General features: G+C 68.3%; 16 protein-coding genes. 2 read left to right on the plus strand and 14 right to left on the minus strand.

Annotated elements, in window-relative coordinates:
- Positions 1 to 75: 75 nt before the first annotated feature.
- From fliP to RN629_RS11495, 13 genes are all read right to left on the minus strand, one after another.
- Positions 76 to 957 carry a flagellar type III secretion system pore protein FliP gene (gene fliP, locus RN629_RS11435; RefSeq protein ID WP_407035323.1) on the minus strand — a complete coding sequence of 294 codons (882 nt, stop codon included), beginning with the start codon at positions 955 to 957 and terminating at the stop codon, positions 76 to 78.
- Positions 954 to 1,340 (minus strand): FliO/MopB family protein, encoded by a 387-nt coding sequence (locus tag RN629_RS11440; RefSeq protein WP_407035324.1) that lies wholly within the window; start codon positions 1,338 to 1,340, stop codon positions 954 to 956. Before RN629_RS11440 ends, fliP begins: the two co-directional genes overlap by 4 nt.
- A gap of 6 nt (positions 1,341 to 1,346) precedes the next feature.
- The gene (fliN, locus tag RN629_RS11445) at positions 1,347 to 1,637 is read right to left on the minus strand and encodes a flagellar motor switch protein FliN (RefSeq protein WP_007406148.1); all 291 of its coding nucleotides are present in this window, start codon (positions 1,635 to 1,637) and stop codon (positions 1,347 to 1,349) included.
- Positions 1,634 to 2,620: a flagellar motor switch protein FliM gene (locus RN629_RS11450; protein ID WP_407035325.1), complete on the minus strand. Its 987-nt coding sequence runs from the start codon at positions 2,618 to 2,620 to the stop codon at positions 1,634 to 1,636. Before RN629_RS11450 ends, fliN begins: the two co-directional genes overlap by 4 nt.
- Positions 2,621 to 2,623: 3 nt before the next feature.
- Complete coding sequence (locus tag RN629_RS11455; protein ID WP_407035326.1) at positions 2,624 to 3,292, minus strand: flagellar basal body-associated FliL family protein; 669 nt, start codon at positions 3,290 to 3,292, stop codon at positions 2,624 to 2,626.
- A 10-nt stretch (positions 3,293 to 3,302) separates the two neighbouring features.
- Positions 3,303 to 4,904: a flagellar hook-length control protein FliK gene (locus RN629_RS11460; RefSeq protein ID WP_407035327.1), complete on the minus strand. Its 1,602-nt coding sequence runs from the start codon at positions 4,902 to 4,904 to the stop codon at positions 3,303 to 3,305.
- A 94-nt stretch (positions 4,905 to 4,998) separates the two neighbouring features.
- Positions 4,999 to 5,442 (minus strand): hypothetical protein, encoded by a 444-nt coding sequence (locus tag RN629_RS11465; protein ID WP_407035328.1) that lies wholly within the window; start codon positions 5,440 to 5,442, stop codon positions 4,999 to 5,001.
- 34 nt (positions 5,443 to 5,476) lie between these two features.
- Positions 5,477 to 6,814, minus strand: coding sequence for a FliI/YscN family ATPase (locus tag RN629_RS11470; protein WP_407035329.1), 1,338 nt, complete (start codon positions 6,812 to 6,814; stop codon positions 5,477 to 5,479).
- Positions 6,808 to 7,629: a FliH/SctL family protein gene (locus RN629_RS11475; protein WP_407035330.1), complete on the minus strand. Its 822-nt coding sequence runs from the start codon at positions 7,627 to 7,629 to the stop codon at positions 6,808 to 6,810. The genes RN629_RS11470 and RN629_RS11475 overlap by 7 nt, the downstream gene beginning before the upstream one ends.
- Positions 7,622 to 8,641 (minus strand): flagellar motor switch protein FliG, encoded by a 1,020-nt coding sequence (gene fliG, locus RN629_RS11480; protein ID WP_407035331.1) that lies wholly within the window; start codon positions 8,639 to 8,641, stop codon positions 7,622 to 7,624. The genes RN629_RS11475 and fliG overlap by 8 nt, the downstream gene beginning before the upstream one ends.
- Positions 8,638 to 10,374 (minus strand): flagellar basal-body MS-ring/collar protein FliF, encoded by a 1,737-nt coding sequence (gene fliF, locus RN629_RS11485; RefSeq protein ID WP_407035332.1) that lies wholly within the window; start codon positions 10,372 to 10,374, stop codon positions 8,638 to 8,640. Before fliF ends, fliG begins: the two co-directional genes overlap by 4 nt.
- A gap of 1 nt (position 10,375) precedes the next feature.
- Complete coding sequence (fliE, locus tag RN629_RS11490; protein WP_407035333.1) at positions 10,376 to 10,744, minus strand: flagellar hook-basal body complex protein FliE; 369 nt, start codon at positions 10,742 to 10,744, stop codon at positions 10,376 to 10,378.
- Complete coding sequence (locus tag RN629_RS11495) at positions 10,741 to 12,024, minus strand: sigma-54 interaction domain-containing protein (RefSeq protein ID WP_407035334.1); 1,284 nt, start codon at positions 12,022 to 12,024, stop codon at positions 10,741 to 10,743. Before RN629_RS11495 ends, fliE begins: the two co-directional genes overlap by 4 nt.
- Before the next feature lie 296 nt (positions 12,025 to 12,320).
- Between RN629_RS11495 and RN629_RS11500 the strand changes: the two genes are divergently transcribed.
- Together RN629_RS11500 and RN629_RS11505 are read left to right on the plus strand one after the other, a co-directional pair.
- On the plus strand, positions 12,321 to 13,181 hold the full coding sequence (locus tag RN629_RS11500; protein ID WP_407035335.1) for a flagellin N-terminal helical domain-containing protein: 861 nt from the start codon (positions 12,321 to 12,323) through the stop codon (positions 13,179 to 13,181).
- 210 nt (positions 13,182 to 13,391) lie between these two features.
- The gene (locus RN629_RS11505; protein ID WP_407035336.1) at positions 13,392 to 14,246 is read left to right on the plus strand and encodes a flagellin N-terminal helical domain-containing protein; all 855 of its coding nucleotides are present in this window, start codon (positions 13,392 to 13,394) and stop codon (positions 14,244 to 14,246) included.
- 131 nt (positions 14,247 to 14,377) lie between these two features.
- On the opposite strand, the gene RN629_RS11510 is transcribed toward RN629_RS11505, so the two are convergent.
- Positions 14,378 to 15,604 (minus strand): ABC transporter permease, encoded by a 1,227-nt coding sequence (locus RN629_RS11510; protein WP_407035337.1) that lies wholly within the window; start codon positions 15,602 to 15,604, stop codon positions 14,378 to 14,380.
- Positions 15,605 to 15,788 lie beyond the last annotated feature (184 nt).

A 15,788-nucleotide genomic window follows, 5' to 3' on the forward strand; every position in this document is an offset into this window, starting at 1 on the left:
GGGGGAGGCGCTGGGCGAAATGGGGGGCGAGATGGGGGGCGGGGTCGGGAGGCGAAGTCGGGGCCCCAAGGAGGATTATGTCGCGAAGCTGTTGGCCAGGCTGCCCATGGTCAGCGCCCATCCGTCGATCAGCACGAAGAGCAGCAGCTTGAAGGGCAGCGAGATGATCGAGGGCGACAGCATCATCATGCCCAGCGCCATCAGGACGGTGGCGACGACCAGGTCGATGACGATGAAGGGCAGGAAGATCAGGAAGCCGATCTGGAACGCGGTCTTCAGCTCGGAGGTGACGAAGGCGGGGAGCAGCACCGCATAGGGAATGTCGTTGGGGCTGGCATAGGGGCCGGACTTCGCCATTTCGGCGAACATCGTCACGTCCTTCACCCGCGTCTGCTTGGCCATGAAGGCGTGGAGCGGCGCGCCGGCGGCCTTGATCATCTCGGTGCCGGGCAGGCGGCCTTCGGCATAGGGCTGGATCGCCTGGGCGTTCATCTGGCTGATGGTCGGAGCCATGACGAACAGCGACAGGAACATGGCCAGCCCGATCAGCACCTGGTTGGGCGGCGTCTGTTGCAGGCCCAGCGCCTGGCGCAGGATGGCCAGCACGATGACGATCCGGGTGAAGCTGGTCATCATCAGGATGATGCCCGGCAGGATCGTCAACAGGCCCATGATGATGAGGACCTGGAGCGACAGGCTCAGCGATCCCGTGCTGCCATTGCCGCCACCGCCCAGCTGGCCGATCGCGCGGTCGACCGCATCGCCCACGCCCGGCGCGGGCGCGGCGGCTGCGGGTGCGGCGACCGGGGTCGCGGCAAAGGCGGGCAGGGCGATGAGGCAGGCGAGCAGGACCGCGAGCACGATCCACAGCGGCTTCAACGTGCGCCGGGGCGCGGCATCGTGGCGCGCGCGGATCAGCGCGGGGCCGGTGCCGCGACGGGTGACCGAGATGCTCATTGATCGGCTCCCGGCGTCCGGGGCGGCTTGGGCGCGAAGCGCGACACGAAGTCGGTGGTGCGGCGCGCGGCGGGCGTGAAGGCGGCGGGTGGCACCGGCGCGGGCGTGACGGTCGTGGGCGAGCCGCCGGCGGCGTCCACCTTGTCCACCAGTTGTACGCCGCCGCGCGCGACCGACACCAGCAGGTTGCGCCCCTCAAACTCGATCACCGCCAGACGTACGCCCGGCGAGATCATCATCGTCTCGCGCACCTGGATCAGCCGGGTGGCGGGACGGCCCGGCATCCGCGATTCCAGCCGCCGCCAGAGATACAGGCATCCGATCATCAGGCCGCAGATCAGCGGCAGCAGGACAACCAGCTTGAGGATATAGGACCAGAGCATGCGGGTTCAGCCGCGCTTGTCCGGGTTGACCAGCTCGGTCATGCGGACGCCGAAGCGATCGCCGACCGTCACCACCTCGCCCCGCCCGATCAGCGTGCCGTTGACCAGCACGTCGAGCAGTTCGTTGGCCTGGCGGTCCAGCTCGATCACGCTCGATTCCGACAGCGCGAGCAGTTCGCGCAGCGACAGCTGGGTCGAGCCGATCTCGACGGTCAGCTTGACGTCGACATCCTGGAGCAGCCGGAAATTGGCCGCGACCGAGGTATCGACCGGAAATCCACCGGCCATGTCGTTCATTGTTGTGGTCCTTCGTGGAAATTCTGCGTCAGTCCGTCGGCGGACCGGGCAAGCGAGGTAAGCTGGACGGCGGCGCGGCCATTGGCGGTGCCCACCGTGCCCATGCCGAGCAGGTCGCCGCCGACCATCACCGGCACTTCGGGGCCGAAGCTGATCGGGATCACGTCGCCGATCTTCAGCTCGATCAGGTGGTGGAGCGAAACGACGGGTTCGGCCAGGACCGAGCGGACCGGGAAGCGCACCGTCATCACCGCACGGGTCAGGTCGCCCCGCCAGGTGGGGTCAGCCTCGGCCTGCTTGTCGACGACCTTGCCGGTCAGCGCCGAGCCATGCGGCTTCAAGGCGCTGACGGGATAGAGGATGTCGAGCATGGTGGGGCGGCGATTCTGGCCGGCAATGCCGAACCGGGTCACGATCATCGCGTCCTCGGCATCGATCTTGGCCAGCATGGCGGGCGAGGATTCGGGTTCGCCCGCGATGAAGTCCAGCCGCGCCAGCGATTCCCAGGCCTGGCGCAGCGGCGTCGCCATCATCCCGCCCAGCTGCGTGATCATCGCGCTGACGGCGGGGGAGAATTCGGAGGGCGGCGTGTCGGGGGCGGTGCCGTTGCCGCCGAAGAACAGGTCGATCAGCGACAGCATGAAGCCGCCCTCGACCACGCATAATGCCTGCGCATCGGCCTGGATCGGCGGCCCGCCCAGCGAGGTCATCGCCATGGGCAGCCAGGCGCTCAGGCTGTCGCCGCGCTCCGCCCGGTAATCGGCGAAACGCTGAACGACCAGCGGCTCGGCCCAGCAGCGCAGTTCCTCGCGCAGCAGGGACTCGAACAGGCCGCGCAGCGAGCGCGCCAGCCGCGCCGACAGATGCTGCATCGTGTGCAGGTCACCGAACGGGTTGAGCTTGGTCGCGCCCAGCAAGCCGTGATCGGCAGGCCGGGGGCGCTCCTCCTCGCGTCGTTCCATCTGGGGGGCGGCGTTAACCATGGCTCACTGAACAACGAAATTGGTAAAGTAGACGTTAGCGATACCGCCAAATCCCTCTTTCTGACGCAGAACCTCGTTGATCGCATTGACCAGCTTGCGCTGGACCTGGCGCTTGCCTTCGCTGGTAAATACTTGTTCTTCCGTGGTATCTCCCAGCGTCAGCAGGATCGCGGAGCGAACCGCCAGATCATTCGTCTTCAGGTTGCGGATCACCGTGTCGTCATAGGGCGTCGACACCGCCAGGCCGACCTGGACGACATGCACCGAATCGCGAAGATTCGACGTGAAGTCCTTTGGCAGCTCATAATAGTTGGAGGCATAGCGCTCGCCGCCATCGCCGATCGGCGTCGGCATGCCGGCATTATCCTTGGCCTCGCCGCTATCGGCATGCTCCTCGCCCCCACCGCCATGGCCGCTATCCTCGGCACCGTCGCCGGGGCGCTTCTGTTCGGATTTGGGGACCAGCTTGGGACCGGGATGGTTCTCGGCCGCCGATTCATGGCCGCCGCCGTGCCCGCTGCCCAGCAAGCCCGAACTGGCCGCGTAGAGCCCGGCACCGACGCCGCCGCCCAGCAGCAGCAGGACACCGACCACCATCGCGATGATCTTGCCCAGCTTGGCCATTTTTCCGGGCGCCTTCGCGGCGTCCTTCTTGTCCTTGTCGTCGCTCATGCCTCAATCCTCAGGCGATTCGGGTGGAAGCGGCGGTCGGACCCATGTCCGCGTCGCTGGAGGAGTCCGCGCCGGCAAAGGCCGGGCGGGTCGGTCGGGATGATTCGGGCTGGCGTGGCGGAGCCTGGCGCGGCTGGCCGCCATCCGTTCCCGCCTGGCCCAGATCGACCGCCGTCTGACCCAGTTTCAGGCCTTTGTCCTCGGCCAGCCGGGTCAGTTCGGGGCGCGCCTCGGCCAGCATGGTCGCGGTCTGCGCCTGTTCGGCGGTGAAATGGATATGCGTCGCCTCGCCCTCACGGCGGATATGGACGGCAATGCCGCCCAGCGCGTCGGGGGACAGCTGAATGCGCGAATCGGCGGTGGCGGCGTCTTCGCGCATCCGGTGGATCCGGTCGATCATGTCCTGCGGCCATTGCTGCTGCGTCATGTCGAGCGGGGCCTGCTGCGCGCCGCCGGTCGGTGCGATCGCGGCCTGCCCGGCGGCATCGGTGCGTCCCAGCGCGATGGAGGTGAACGGATCGGCGGCGAGATCGCGCGGACGATGTTCGTCCACGGTCTCCGTGTCGACGGCCCCGGCGTGGATGGCATTGGCGAACAGCCGCATCGCGGGCGCGGTCTGTCCAACCTGGATCATCGGCGCGGCGACCGCATCGCTGGCGACCGGGGTGACGAAGCGGGCGCTGGCGTCGCCGGTCTGCGGCTTGGCCACCACGGCTTCGGCCGACATGGTGAAGCGCGCGGCGCGCGCGACCTGTTCGACGGTGCCCGGCGCGGACCGGGATACCGGGGCGGTCAGGACCGGCGCAAGGCCATCCGATGATGGCGCGCCGACTGATGACCCAGCGACCGATGACTCGGCGATCGGTGTCGCCCGGGCCTCCGTGCCACGGTCCTGCGCAAAGGCGACACGTCCGCGGTCGCGCTGCGGGAAAGGTCCGGTCACCATGGGCGATGCCGGGGCCGATGAAGATGGCGCGCCGCCCTTGGCGTCGGAGGATGCGGCCATGGTGAGCGGATCGCCGATGCCGTCGTGTGATGGGACGCCCTGGAGCGTGGCACGGCTCGCCTCCTGGTCCGCGACTGTCGTCGGACCAGCCGGTATCGACTGTTGATCGGACCCGGAGGCCAGGCGTGACGATCGTGTTGCCGCCGTCCCGACACCATCGGCCGTTGCGGCGGTCTGTGTCGTGGCGATCGTCGCCCCGGTCACGGTGGCGCTGCTCGATACCTCGCCGCCCGGGGCCGTCCCCTGCGACGTCGTGGCCTTGACGGTGGGCATCTTCCCGTTCGGAACGCCCGGGGTCACCTCCGGCAAGCCCGGCATGGCCGCCAGCAGGGTGGCGATGGGCGCGGGCGACGACCGGGTCGCCGCGACCGTGCCGGTCGGGGTCGGCGCGTCGGGCGACACGACCGGCAGGATCGGCGGGGGCAGGAAGGCCAGGGCGGCGGCATCGGGCGGCAAGCCGTTGCCGTCCTCCTTCGCCGTGCTGCCGTCCTTTGCCGCCATCTTGTCGGTGTCGGTCGGGTCGGATGCGGCCTTGCCCGCGTCGCCGGCCATGGGCTGGGTCGTGCCGGGGGCGAGCGCGAACAACTGGGCGAAGGCGGACGACATCGCGCTCGCCGTCCCAGCCATCGACCGCGATTCGGGGATGGGGAGCGCGCCGGATGCGATGGCGATAGGGGTCGAGCGTATCACGAACATGAACTCAGCAAAGATCGTGCCGTTTGCGTGCGTCGCCCTTGCCACTCGCGGGCAGTTCTTCGAGCGCGCGCATCTCGGCCCGGATCGCGGCGATCTTCGCGCGGTCGAGCAGCTTTGCGACGGCGGTCTGGTCGCGCTTGGCCGCCCGGGTCTGTTCGGTGGCGTGGGTCGCGCGCTGTTCGGCGACGCGGACGCGGTGCGTCGCGGCATCGGCGGATTCGTGCAGCCTGCTGCGGAAATGCGCGTTCGCCATCAACGACGCGGCGAAGGCGGGCGCAGCGGTCGGGGCGGGGGAAACCGCCTCGATCAACTGGCCGATACGGTGCGACAATTGCTGTTCGCTGGCCACCCGTTCCTGGGCGCGCGCCTCCTCGGCCATGGTCAGGTTGAGTTGCAGGGTGCGGACCCGGTGGAGCCGGGTCAGCATCTTGTGGTGCTGCTTCGCCATGTCTGTTCCCCCTTATGCCCCGCGTACGGGTGTCTCAGTCGCCGGGCTGGCCGAACACGCCGATCAATTCTTCGACCGCATGGTCGAGCGGCACGATCTCGTCCGCGTCCTGACGGATATATTCCATCACCGCCGGGTGGCAGGCGATGGCGGCATCGATCGCGGGATCGGCCCCGGCGCGATAGGCACCCATCAGCACCAGGTCGCGATTCTCCTCATAGGTCGCCAGGTGACGGCGCAGCGTGCGCGCCGCCTGGGCATGGGGCTTGCTGACGATGTCGGTCATCACCCGGCTGACCGAGGGGCCGATATCGATCGCGGGATAGATGCCGCGCTCGGCCAGATGGCGGTTCAGCACGATATGGCCGTCCAGGATCGAGCGTGCGGAATCGACCACCGGGTCGTTGCCGTCGTCGCCGTCCGCCAGCACGGTGTAGATCGCGGTGATCGAACCCGGCCCATGCGCATCGGCGCCCGCGCGTTCGATCAGATTGGGCAGCATCGCGATGGCCGAGGGCGGATAGCCGCGCGCCGAGGCCGGTTCGCCCAGCGCCAGCCCGATCTCGCGCCCGGCATGGGCGACGCGGGTCAGCGAATCCATGATGAGCAACACCTTCTTGCCTTCGGCGCGGAACGCCTCGGCAATGGCGGTGGCGCGCAGGGCGCCGCGGATGCGCAGCACCGGCGAATGGTTGGCGGGCACCGCGACGACGACCGAGCGCGCCCGCGCCTCGCCCGCCACCTTGGTTTCCAGAAAGTCGGCGACCTCGCGGCTGCGCTCGCCGATCAGGCCGATGACGATGACGTCGGCCCGCGCGGCGCGGACCATCATGCCCAGCAGCACCGACTTGCCGACGCCCGAACCCGCCATGATGCCGACACGCTGGCCCTGGCCGATCGTCAGCAACCCGTTGATCGCGCGCACGCCCACGTCGAGCGGTTCGCGCACCCGACCGCGATCGAGCGGCGACTGCATCCTGCCCGCCAGCGGCCAGCGCTCCGCACCGCGAATGGGGCCGAGTCCGTCGATCGGCTTGCCCGACCCGTCGACCACGCGGCCGAGCATCGCCGCGCCGACCTCGGCCTCGCCGGGCGGGCCGAGCGGGCGTACCGGCGCGCGCGGGAGCAGGGGGGCGGGGCCGCCCAGGTTCATCATCAGCGTGCGGCCGTTGCGGAACCCGATCACCTCGGCCTCCACGCGATTCTCCGCCGTGTCGCCGATCGCGCAGACGGTCCCGACCGGCAGCGACAGGCCGACCGCCTCCATCAACAGGCCGTCATAGGAGGCGAGCCGTCCCGACACCTTGGCACGCGGCGCGAAATCGGCGTGGCCCAGCGTCTCCAGATAATCGGCGGTGAACCGGTTCAGCATGTGGGTACGGGAACCTTGTCGATCGCGGCGGCGAGCTGGTCGAGCCACAGGGCAGGGCCGTCCTCGACGATGGTCGAGGCGCTTTCGAGGACGAAGCTGCCGCGCGCCACGGCGGCATCGCCGACCGCGAAGACGGTTTCGGGCAGATGCCCGTCCAGCAGCGCGACATCGTCGGGATGAACGCGCAATATCGCCGATTCCTGCGTGTCGACCAGCAGGTCGGTGGCCGCCTCGATCCGTCCCGCCAGAAGTGCGGGATCGACGCCGATCTCGCCGACCAGCTTGGAGACCAGTTTCAGCACGGTCTGGCGAAGATGTTCGGCGATCGCATCGCGATCAACGCGCGAGGCCAGCGCCTGCCCGATGGAATCGACCAGATGGCCGTCGCGTTCCCGCGCCTCGGCATGAAGCCGGGCCTGTTCGGCGGCGTCGGCCAGCCCCTGGGCATAGCCCTCGGCATGGGCGGCGACGCGTGCCGCCTCGACCGGATCGATGGCGGGTTCGGACGGACTGCCGCATGCGGCGAACGGGTCCCAGCCTTCGGTCGGATCATGATCGCGATTGGCGGGATGAAAATGCTGCGGCTGGCTGGCCATGGGATCGGCCCTGCCGGAGCCGGGCGCCGCGCCGGCCCCCATCGCCGCGCCGCCGGGCATGGGCGTGCGCGGCCGGAACGAGACCGGGCCGCTGCCCAGGTCGATGCCCAGCCCCGCCATGCCGGTCGGCGCGAACGCGCCCGGCGGTGCGAAGGTTTGTTGCAGCGCGGCGGCGGCAGCGTTCTGCCGCGCGGAAAAGCCTGCGATGAAATCAGACATAATCGTCCTCGCCTCCGCCCATCATGATCGTGCCGTCCTTGGCCAGGTTGCGGGCGATCTGGATCATCGCCTTCTGCGCCTCCAGCACCTCCGACAGCTTCATCGGACCGCGCGATTCGATCTCGTCGCGGATACCCGCCGCGGCCCGTGCCGACATGCAGCCCAGGAAGCGTTCGCGCGCGGCTTCCTCCGCGCCCTTGAGCGCGCGGGTGAGGATTTCGCCGTCGACGTTGCGGATGAGCGTGCCGAGATTCTTGTCGTCCATGTCGAGCAGATTCTCGAAGATGAACAGGGCTTCCTCGATCTGCTTGGCGACGTCGCGGTCGATCTTGAACAGCTTGGGCATGACCCGCTGCTCGGTCGCCTTGCGCGCGCTCGACAGGATCTTGGCCGCTTCGCGCGAACCACCCAGCGCCAGGCCCTGGCCGCCATTGCCGCCGGCCGAATGGTGCGCCAGAATGCGGTTGAGCGTCTCGATCGCCTGCGGCGTCACCGGGCCCAGCCGCGCGACGCGGTGCAGGATATCGGGCTGCATCACTTCGGGCAGCAGTTCGAGCACCTTGCCCGCGACGGCCGGATCGCAATTGGCGATCAGGACCGCGCCGATCTGGGGATGCTCCTTCTCGACGATCTGCGCGATGTCGACGGGGTCGAGCCAGCCCAGCATCTCGATCTCGCACTGCGCCTCGGGCGGGATGATGCGCGAGAGGACGCTGCCCGCGCGTTCCGGGCCGAGCGCGCGGTTCATGAGGTTCTCGACCATCGGCTTGGGCTCGAACGCGATCGAGGCGCGCGCGCGGGCGCAACCGACGAAATCGTCCAGGACGAAACCGACATCCTCCTCGCTGACATCGGCGATCGAATACATGGCCTTGCCCAGTTCGCGGACTTCGTCCGGCTCCAGCTTCTGGAGGATCGCGGCGGCTTCCGCCTCGCCGACCAGCATCATCAGGACGGCGGCGCGCTCGACGCCCGAATAGACGCGCCCTCCCTCCGACGCGGTGACCGTCACGACTGCACCTCCGACCGGATCATGTCGCGGATCGCCAGCGCGGCGCGGGCCGGATTGTCGCGGGTGAAGCCACGCACCTTGACGATGCGGTCGTCGAAATTGTTCGTGCCCTCGATCTCGTCGAGCGTGACGGGCGGCTGGACCTCGATCTGGTCGGACCCGGCCTGACCCTGAAGGCCGGATGCCGCGGACGCCTCACCCCCTTCGACCCCGTCGGCGGCGCCCATGGGCAGCGCCCTGGCGGCCTCGTCGGATTCCTTCTTCCGCGTCATCGCCTTGACCAGCGGACGCACGCCCAGCAGCAGGACCAGCAGCGCGATGATCAGCGCGGTCCCGTTGCGCGCCAGGATCGGCAGCCAGCTATTGTCGTACCAGGCGGGCTTGTCGTCGACATTGGCGTCGGCGAACTTGCGGCTGATGACGGTGACGTTGTCGTTGCGCTGCTGGTCGAACCCGACCGCGGACTTCACCAGATCGGAAATCTGGTTGATCTCCATCTGCGTGCGCTTGCCGGTGGCGGGATCGCGCAGCAGGACCGCGACGGTCAGCCGCTTGATCGCACCCGGCGCGGCGCGCGTCACCGAGACTTCCTTGCCCAGGTCATAGGCGCGCTGGAAGCTGTCGGACTGCTTCTCCGGATTGACGCCCGGGCCGCCGGCGACCGGCTTCTGGTCGGCGGGCGGGTTGCCCGACGCGCCGTTGGCGGGTTGCGGCTGCTGCAGCGTGCTGGCGGGCGGCGGCGTGTTGGACAGCGCGCCCGGAATGCCGCCCGGCGGGGTCGGATCCTTCTGGTTGCCGGTCCAGTTGCCGGTTTCGGCGCGCAGTACGCCTTCCTTGTCATAGCTTTCGCGGGTCGCGCTGGTCTCGTCCAGATTGACCTCGGCCTGCACCTCGGCGGTGAAATTGCCCGCGCCGACCAGCGGGGTCAGCAGCTGGATCAGCTGGGTGCGGTATTTCTCCTCCAGGCGGCGCTGGAAGTCGATGCGGCGATCGTCGCCGCTCGCGCCGTCCGCGCCCTTCTTGGACAACAGCCCGCCCATCTGGTCGACCACGGTCACATCCTCGGGCTTCATGCCGGGCACCGACGAGGCGACGAGATTGACGATCGACTGGACCTGCGCGTCCGACAGGGAGCGCCCGGCATTCAGCTTGACCACCACCGATGCGGATGGCGAGGCATGGTCGCGCACGAAGACCGAGGCCTCCGGCATGGCCAGATGCACGCGCGCCTCGGCGACCGCGTCGATCTCCTCGATCGAGCGGGCCAGTTCGCTCTCGCGCGCCTGGCGCAGCCGTTCGCCCTCGACCGCGCGGCTGACACCCATCGGCAACTGGTCGAGAATGGCGTAGCCGCCGGGGGCCTGCTTGGGGAGCCCCTGGCCCGCCAGCAGCATCCGCGCCTTGGAATAATCCTCTTCATTGACGGTCAGCGCGCCGGTGCCGTCGTTGATCCTGCTCTTGATGCTCGCGGCCGACAGCGCGCTCGTCACCGCCTGCTTGTCCGCGTCCGACAGATTCTCGAACAGCGTCTTTTGCGGCGGGCTGGACAGCGCCATCCAGGCAAGCGCGGCGGCGGCGATCAGGCCGATCAGCAGCGCCATCGGCGCCGAACGGCGCACGGCGGGCTGCGCCATCACCGCCTTGATCTGGCGCAGCGGGTTGGCGAACTTTTCCGGCAAGGGCGGCAGGGCCGGCGCGGGATTGGTCGATGCGGGGGTGAGGGCTGTGCTCATCTTACACCGGCATGCTCATGATGTCCTTATAGGCGGACAGGAGTTTGTTACGGACCTGCAGCGTCGCCTCGAACCCGACCGAGGCCTGCTGGCGCGCCATCATCACCTTGGCGATGTCGACGGTTTCGCCGCGTTCGTAGGATTCGGACAGGCGGGCGGCCTGTTGCTGGCCTTCGTTGACGCCCTTCAGCGCGGTTTCCAGCGTATCGGCAAAGCTGGTCGGCGCGGCGGGCGCCTGGGCGGCCTGTGCCGCCTGGCTGGCACCAGCCTGGCTGGCCGCCTTCAGCGCCTGATTGCGTTCCAGGATCTGCGCGCGCAGTGCCATCACCCGGTCGACGCTCATCGCGCCGCCGACACCGCCGACGCTCATGCCATCATCGCCCGGCTAGAGGGGCGGATGATCTCCTCACCCTGTTCGCGCGCCTTGGCGAGGCGGTAGCGCAGCGTGCGCTCCGAGATGCCGAGGCGCTTGGCGGTCTCGATCCGGTTGCCGCCGCATGCGGCCAGCATCTCGCGGATCGCGGCGAATTCGCTCATCTGCACGACCTTGCCCAGCGTGGCGTCCGCGGCCGTCACGGTCAGCGGGGTCTCGTCGGTGTCGTTGGCGACCATCGGGCGGTCGAACACGATATGCTCGGGCTCGATCGCCGCGCCGCCCGCGAAGAGCAGCGCCCGCTGGATCACGTTTTCCAGCTCGCGGACATTGCCGGGCCAATTATGCTGGACCAGCTTTTCGATGGTCGCGGCGCTGGGCCAGGGCATGACGGTGCGGCTGGCGGCGTGGCGCAGGATCATCGTCGCGGCCAGCGCGGGGATGTCCATGCGACGCTCGGCCAGCGGCTTGGTGGCCAGCGGAAAGACCGACAGGCGGTAATACAGGTCGGCGCGGAACCGGCCCGCCGCCACTTCGGCCTGGAGGTCGCGATTGGCGCAGGCGATGACGCGGACATCGACCGACTGCGGCATCGAGGCGCCAAGCGGGATCACCTCGCGCTCCTGCAGGACGCGCAGCAGCTTGGCCTGGAGCGACAGCGGCATCTCGGCGATCTCGTCGAGCAGCAACGTGCCGCCATCGGCCGCGCGGAAGAAACCCTCGCCCGCCTGCACCGCGCCGGTGAACGCGCCCTTCTGATGGCCGAAGAGCAGGGCCTCCAGCATCGATTCGGGCAGCGCGGCGCAGTTGATCGCGACGAACGGCTTGGCCGCGCGCGCCGACTGGGTGTGGATGGCGCGGGCCAGCACTTCCTTGCCGGTGCCGGTCGGGCCGTTGATGAGGACCGTGATGTCGGACTGGGCCACCCGCTCGGCCAGGGTGAAGAGCGCGAGGGTCTCGGGGTCGGCGGCGGTCGGCACCTGCGGCCCGGCGACCAGCGCGCGGACGAAGCTGTTGCCCACGCCGGCCTCGGAGGCTGGATAGGTGACGCTGGCCGGGCGGCCGTCGATGGCCGGGAGGATCGCCGGGACCGGGCCGTCGCTGACGATCACGGTGCGCGCCGGATATGCGATCGCATCGCCCTCCGCGACGAGGAACATGTCCCCCGGCTGAGGCGCGGCACCCGGCTCGGCAATGGCCAGACCCTGGGCGCGCAGCGCAGAGATCAGCGCGTATTTCTGCTTCATCAGCGCGGCAGAGGGATGAATCGACGACATTGGGCTCAAGTCCTTTCGTGACTCGCCAATGCGCCCTGTTTGGTAAAACCGTGGTTAATTCGGCAAAACCGGCGGCAAGTTTTTTCCGGGCGCGTCGCGCCCGCGATGCGCGCCCGTACATGTACCCGCGACGCGCCGCCGCGCGCGCGACCGGGCCGGCAAAACCGGCAAGGCGACCGGCAAAAATTTGCACCGACCCGGCTAAAGTCTGCCGGAGAACGGCCGTTCCTCCATTTGGCGGCACGGTGGTCCAGAGGGGACACAGACGGATCGCCGAGCAGATTTGGAGACAAGAAATGACCGTTATTGCCAGCAATGTCAGTGCTCTTCGTGCAACCGCCGCTTCGACCGCCGCGTCCAACGCGCTGAGCGTTTCGATGCAGCGCCTGTCGACCGGCAACCGCATCAACTCGGCGAAGGACGACGCCGCCGGCCTGGCGATCAGCAACTCGATGACCGCGCAGATCAAGGGCATGGCGCAGGGCATCCGCAACGCGAATGACGGCATCTCGATGGCGCAGACCGCCGAAGGCGCGCTGAACGAGGTCAGCAACATGCTGCAGCGCATGCGCGAACTGAAGGTCCAGTCGTCGAACGGCACCTATTCGGCGGACGACAAGGCGAACATCACCGCCGAGCAGACCTCGCTGGCCGACCAGATCAGCTCGGTCGTCAAGAACACCAAGTTCAACGGCACCGCGCTGTTCAACGCCGCTTCCAGCGTCTCGATCCAGACCGGCGCAACCTCGAACGACACGGTCAGCATCAACCTGCGTGACATGACCGCCACTTACGCGGCGGGAACCGGCGGCGCGGCCGACACGGGGTCCAAGCTGAGCGCGGTCGTCGATTTCGCGCCGGCTACGGGTTCGACGTCGCTGAAGTCCGACACGCTGGACAATTACGACGCCGCGATCGGCGACGTGTCGAAGATCCGCGCGGGCCTGGGTGCGGTGCAGAACCGGCTCCAGTCGGCGGTCAACAGCGCGACCTCGAACATGACCAACCTGACCGAAGCGCGCAGCCGCATCTCGGACACCGACTTCTCGTCGGAAACCACCGCGCTCGCCAAGGCGCAGATCCTGAGCCAGGCCTCGACCGCGATGCTGAGCCAGGCCAACCAGTCGCAGCAGGGTGTGCTGAAGCTCCTCGGCTAATCGCCCTGGGCGAATGCCGACCGCGGTTTTCCCCTCGGTCGCGGAAGGTGGACCCCCCGGTGCCCTATGAGGCGCCGGGGGGCTCCGCCCGAAAAAATGCGCCCCAATCACTTTTTTCTCTAAAGCACGGTTCCAAGCGGTCGTTACCCGTCTTGGCAGCTCGACCTTCGCCTTGGGGGCGGCGGAGAGCTCCGGCTTTGGAGAACGACCATGACGGTTATTGCCAGCAATATCTCGGCGTTACGCGCCTCCGCCGCGAACGGCAGCGCGTCCGCGGCGCTGAATGTTTCGATGCAGCGCCTGTCCACCGGCAAGCGGATCAACTCCGCCAAGGACGATGCGGCCGGCCTCGCCATCGCCGCTTCGATGTCGGCGCAGGTGCGCGGCATGAACCAGGGTATCCGCAACGCCAATGACGGCATCTCGATGGCGCAGACCGCCGAGGGTGCGCTGGACGAGGTGAGCAACATGCTCCAGCGGATTCGCGAACTGGCGGTGCAGAAGGCCAACGGCATCTATTCCAGCAACGACAAGTCGAACATCACCGCCGAACAGGATGCGCTGGCTGCCCAGGTTTCCAACATCCTGCGCAACACGCAATTCAACGGCCAGAAGCTGCTCAATGGCACCGCAGGCAATGCGGGCGTGGTGCAGATTCAGGCGGGCGCGAACACCAACGACGCGATCAACATGACCTTTGGCGATCTGACGACCGACACCGCGCTGACCAACGTCATGGTGCTGGGCGACTCGTCGGCCGCGACCCCGACGGACAGCTCGGTCAAGACGACCGCGACGCTGGAACAGTTCGACGCCGCGATCGGCAGGGTCGCCAATGTGCGCGCCGGCCTCGGCGCGACCCAGAACCGGCTCCAGTCGGCGGTCAACAACCTGACCTCCAACGTCACCAACCTGACGGATGCGCGCAGCCGGATCGAGGACACCGATTTCTCGGCGGAAACCACCGCGCTCGCCAAGGCGCAGATCCTGAACCAGGCGTCGACCGCGATGCTGAGCCAGGCCAACCAGTCTCAGCAGGGCGTGCTCAAGCTGCTCGGCCAGTAACACCCGGTTCCTGAGCGCCCCGGCACCGCGCCCCCACTCGGGTGACGGGGCCGACCGGCCGCGAGTCTCGCGCGCCGGTCCGCAGGAAAACCCCGGCGGCAGCAATGCCGTCGGGGTTTACTTGTACATCGTCAATCGGCGCGAAGCACCAGCGCGGGCGAGGTCCGCCCCGCGCGCCAGGCGGGATAGAGGCTGGCCAGTACCGCGCCCGCCAATACGCTCAGGCCGATCATCGCCAGCTCGGTGCCCGAAATCCCGATCGGCAGGGACAGGAATATGTCCCATTCGGCTTGCCGCGCTGGCGACAGGTGGCGAACTATTCCGACGATCGCCGCGCGCTGCGTCAGTATCCCGGCCGCCAGGGTAAGGCCGATGCCCGCGCCGATCAGTGCGATGATGCTGCCCACCGTCGCGAAGACCCGCATGATCCCGTTGGCCGAGACGCCCATGGTCCGAAGGATCGCAATCTCGCGCCGCTTGGCCCGCGCGAGCAAGGTCATCGAGGACAGGATGTTGAACAGCGCGACCAGTGTCACCAAGCCGACCGCGATCGTCATCCCGATCTTCTCGGTGACGAGCGCTGCCAGCAGCGCGCGATTCGCCTGTTGCCAGCTTGTGATCGGATAGCCCGGGCCCAGCCGCCGCCGGATCGCCGCCATCACCGCCGCTTCCGCGTCGGGCGTGGTCAGCACCACCGCGATCCGGCGCGTGACCGCCTTGTCGTCTTGCAGGATGGGGAGCCAATCGAGTGGCGCGAACAGTATCACCTGGCCGCTGCCCTGCTCATCATCGGGATAAAAGGCGACGAGCCGCGCCGGGGTGAGGGCGAGCGACAGGCTATGGTCGGCGTCGATCTCCACCCGACCAATCGCGACGGTATCGCCGGGAAACAGCCCCAATTGCAGCGCGGCATTCTGGCCGATCGCCACCGCGTTCGCCGGATTGGGATAATGTGTGAGCGCTGCGCGCATTGTCGGCACCAATCGCGACAGCGTTCCAGGATCGCGGCCCTGTACCGTGACGGGGGTGATCCGGCCATCGATCGACAGACCAGCGGTGATCTCGCGAATCGATTCGCTCCGCGCGACACCGGGCAGGCGGGCTACGGCGGCGGCAACTTGTGCCTCGGACATGGCGGCGTCCGGTGGGATGCGGATGCTCAGATGCCCGTCAACCGGGGCGACCGTTTCGGCCAGCTTTGTCTGCGCGCCATTCATGACCGCCACGACCAGCACCAGTGCGGCGACGCCGATCATGACGCCGGCGCAGCCGATTCCGGCGACCAGCAGGACCAGCCGCCCACCCGCGCCGGGCCATAGATAGCGCGCGATCAGATGGCGTTCATGGCGTGCGAACATGCTCTTCACCGGACATCGGGGGTGCGCTTATCGCAAGCGGGGGACATCGGGAATGGCGCCTAGCACTACTTTGGCAGAAGTGTGGGACGCGGTGATGGTAGCGCCGTTCCGCAGTTCGGACAGTGTCGCGACGGCGGGCGTAACAGACGATCAAGGATGGCCTGACGGACAGCCGGGAGGGTCG

Origin of the sequence: Facivitalis istanbulensis (genome assembly GCF_040560405.1) — a bacterium.
In the GTDB taxonomy this organism is placed as follows: Bacteria; Pseudomonadota; Alphaproteobacteria; order Sphingomonadales; family Sphingomonadaceae; genus Sphingomonas; species Sphingomonas istanbulensis.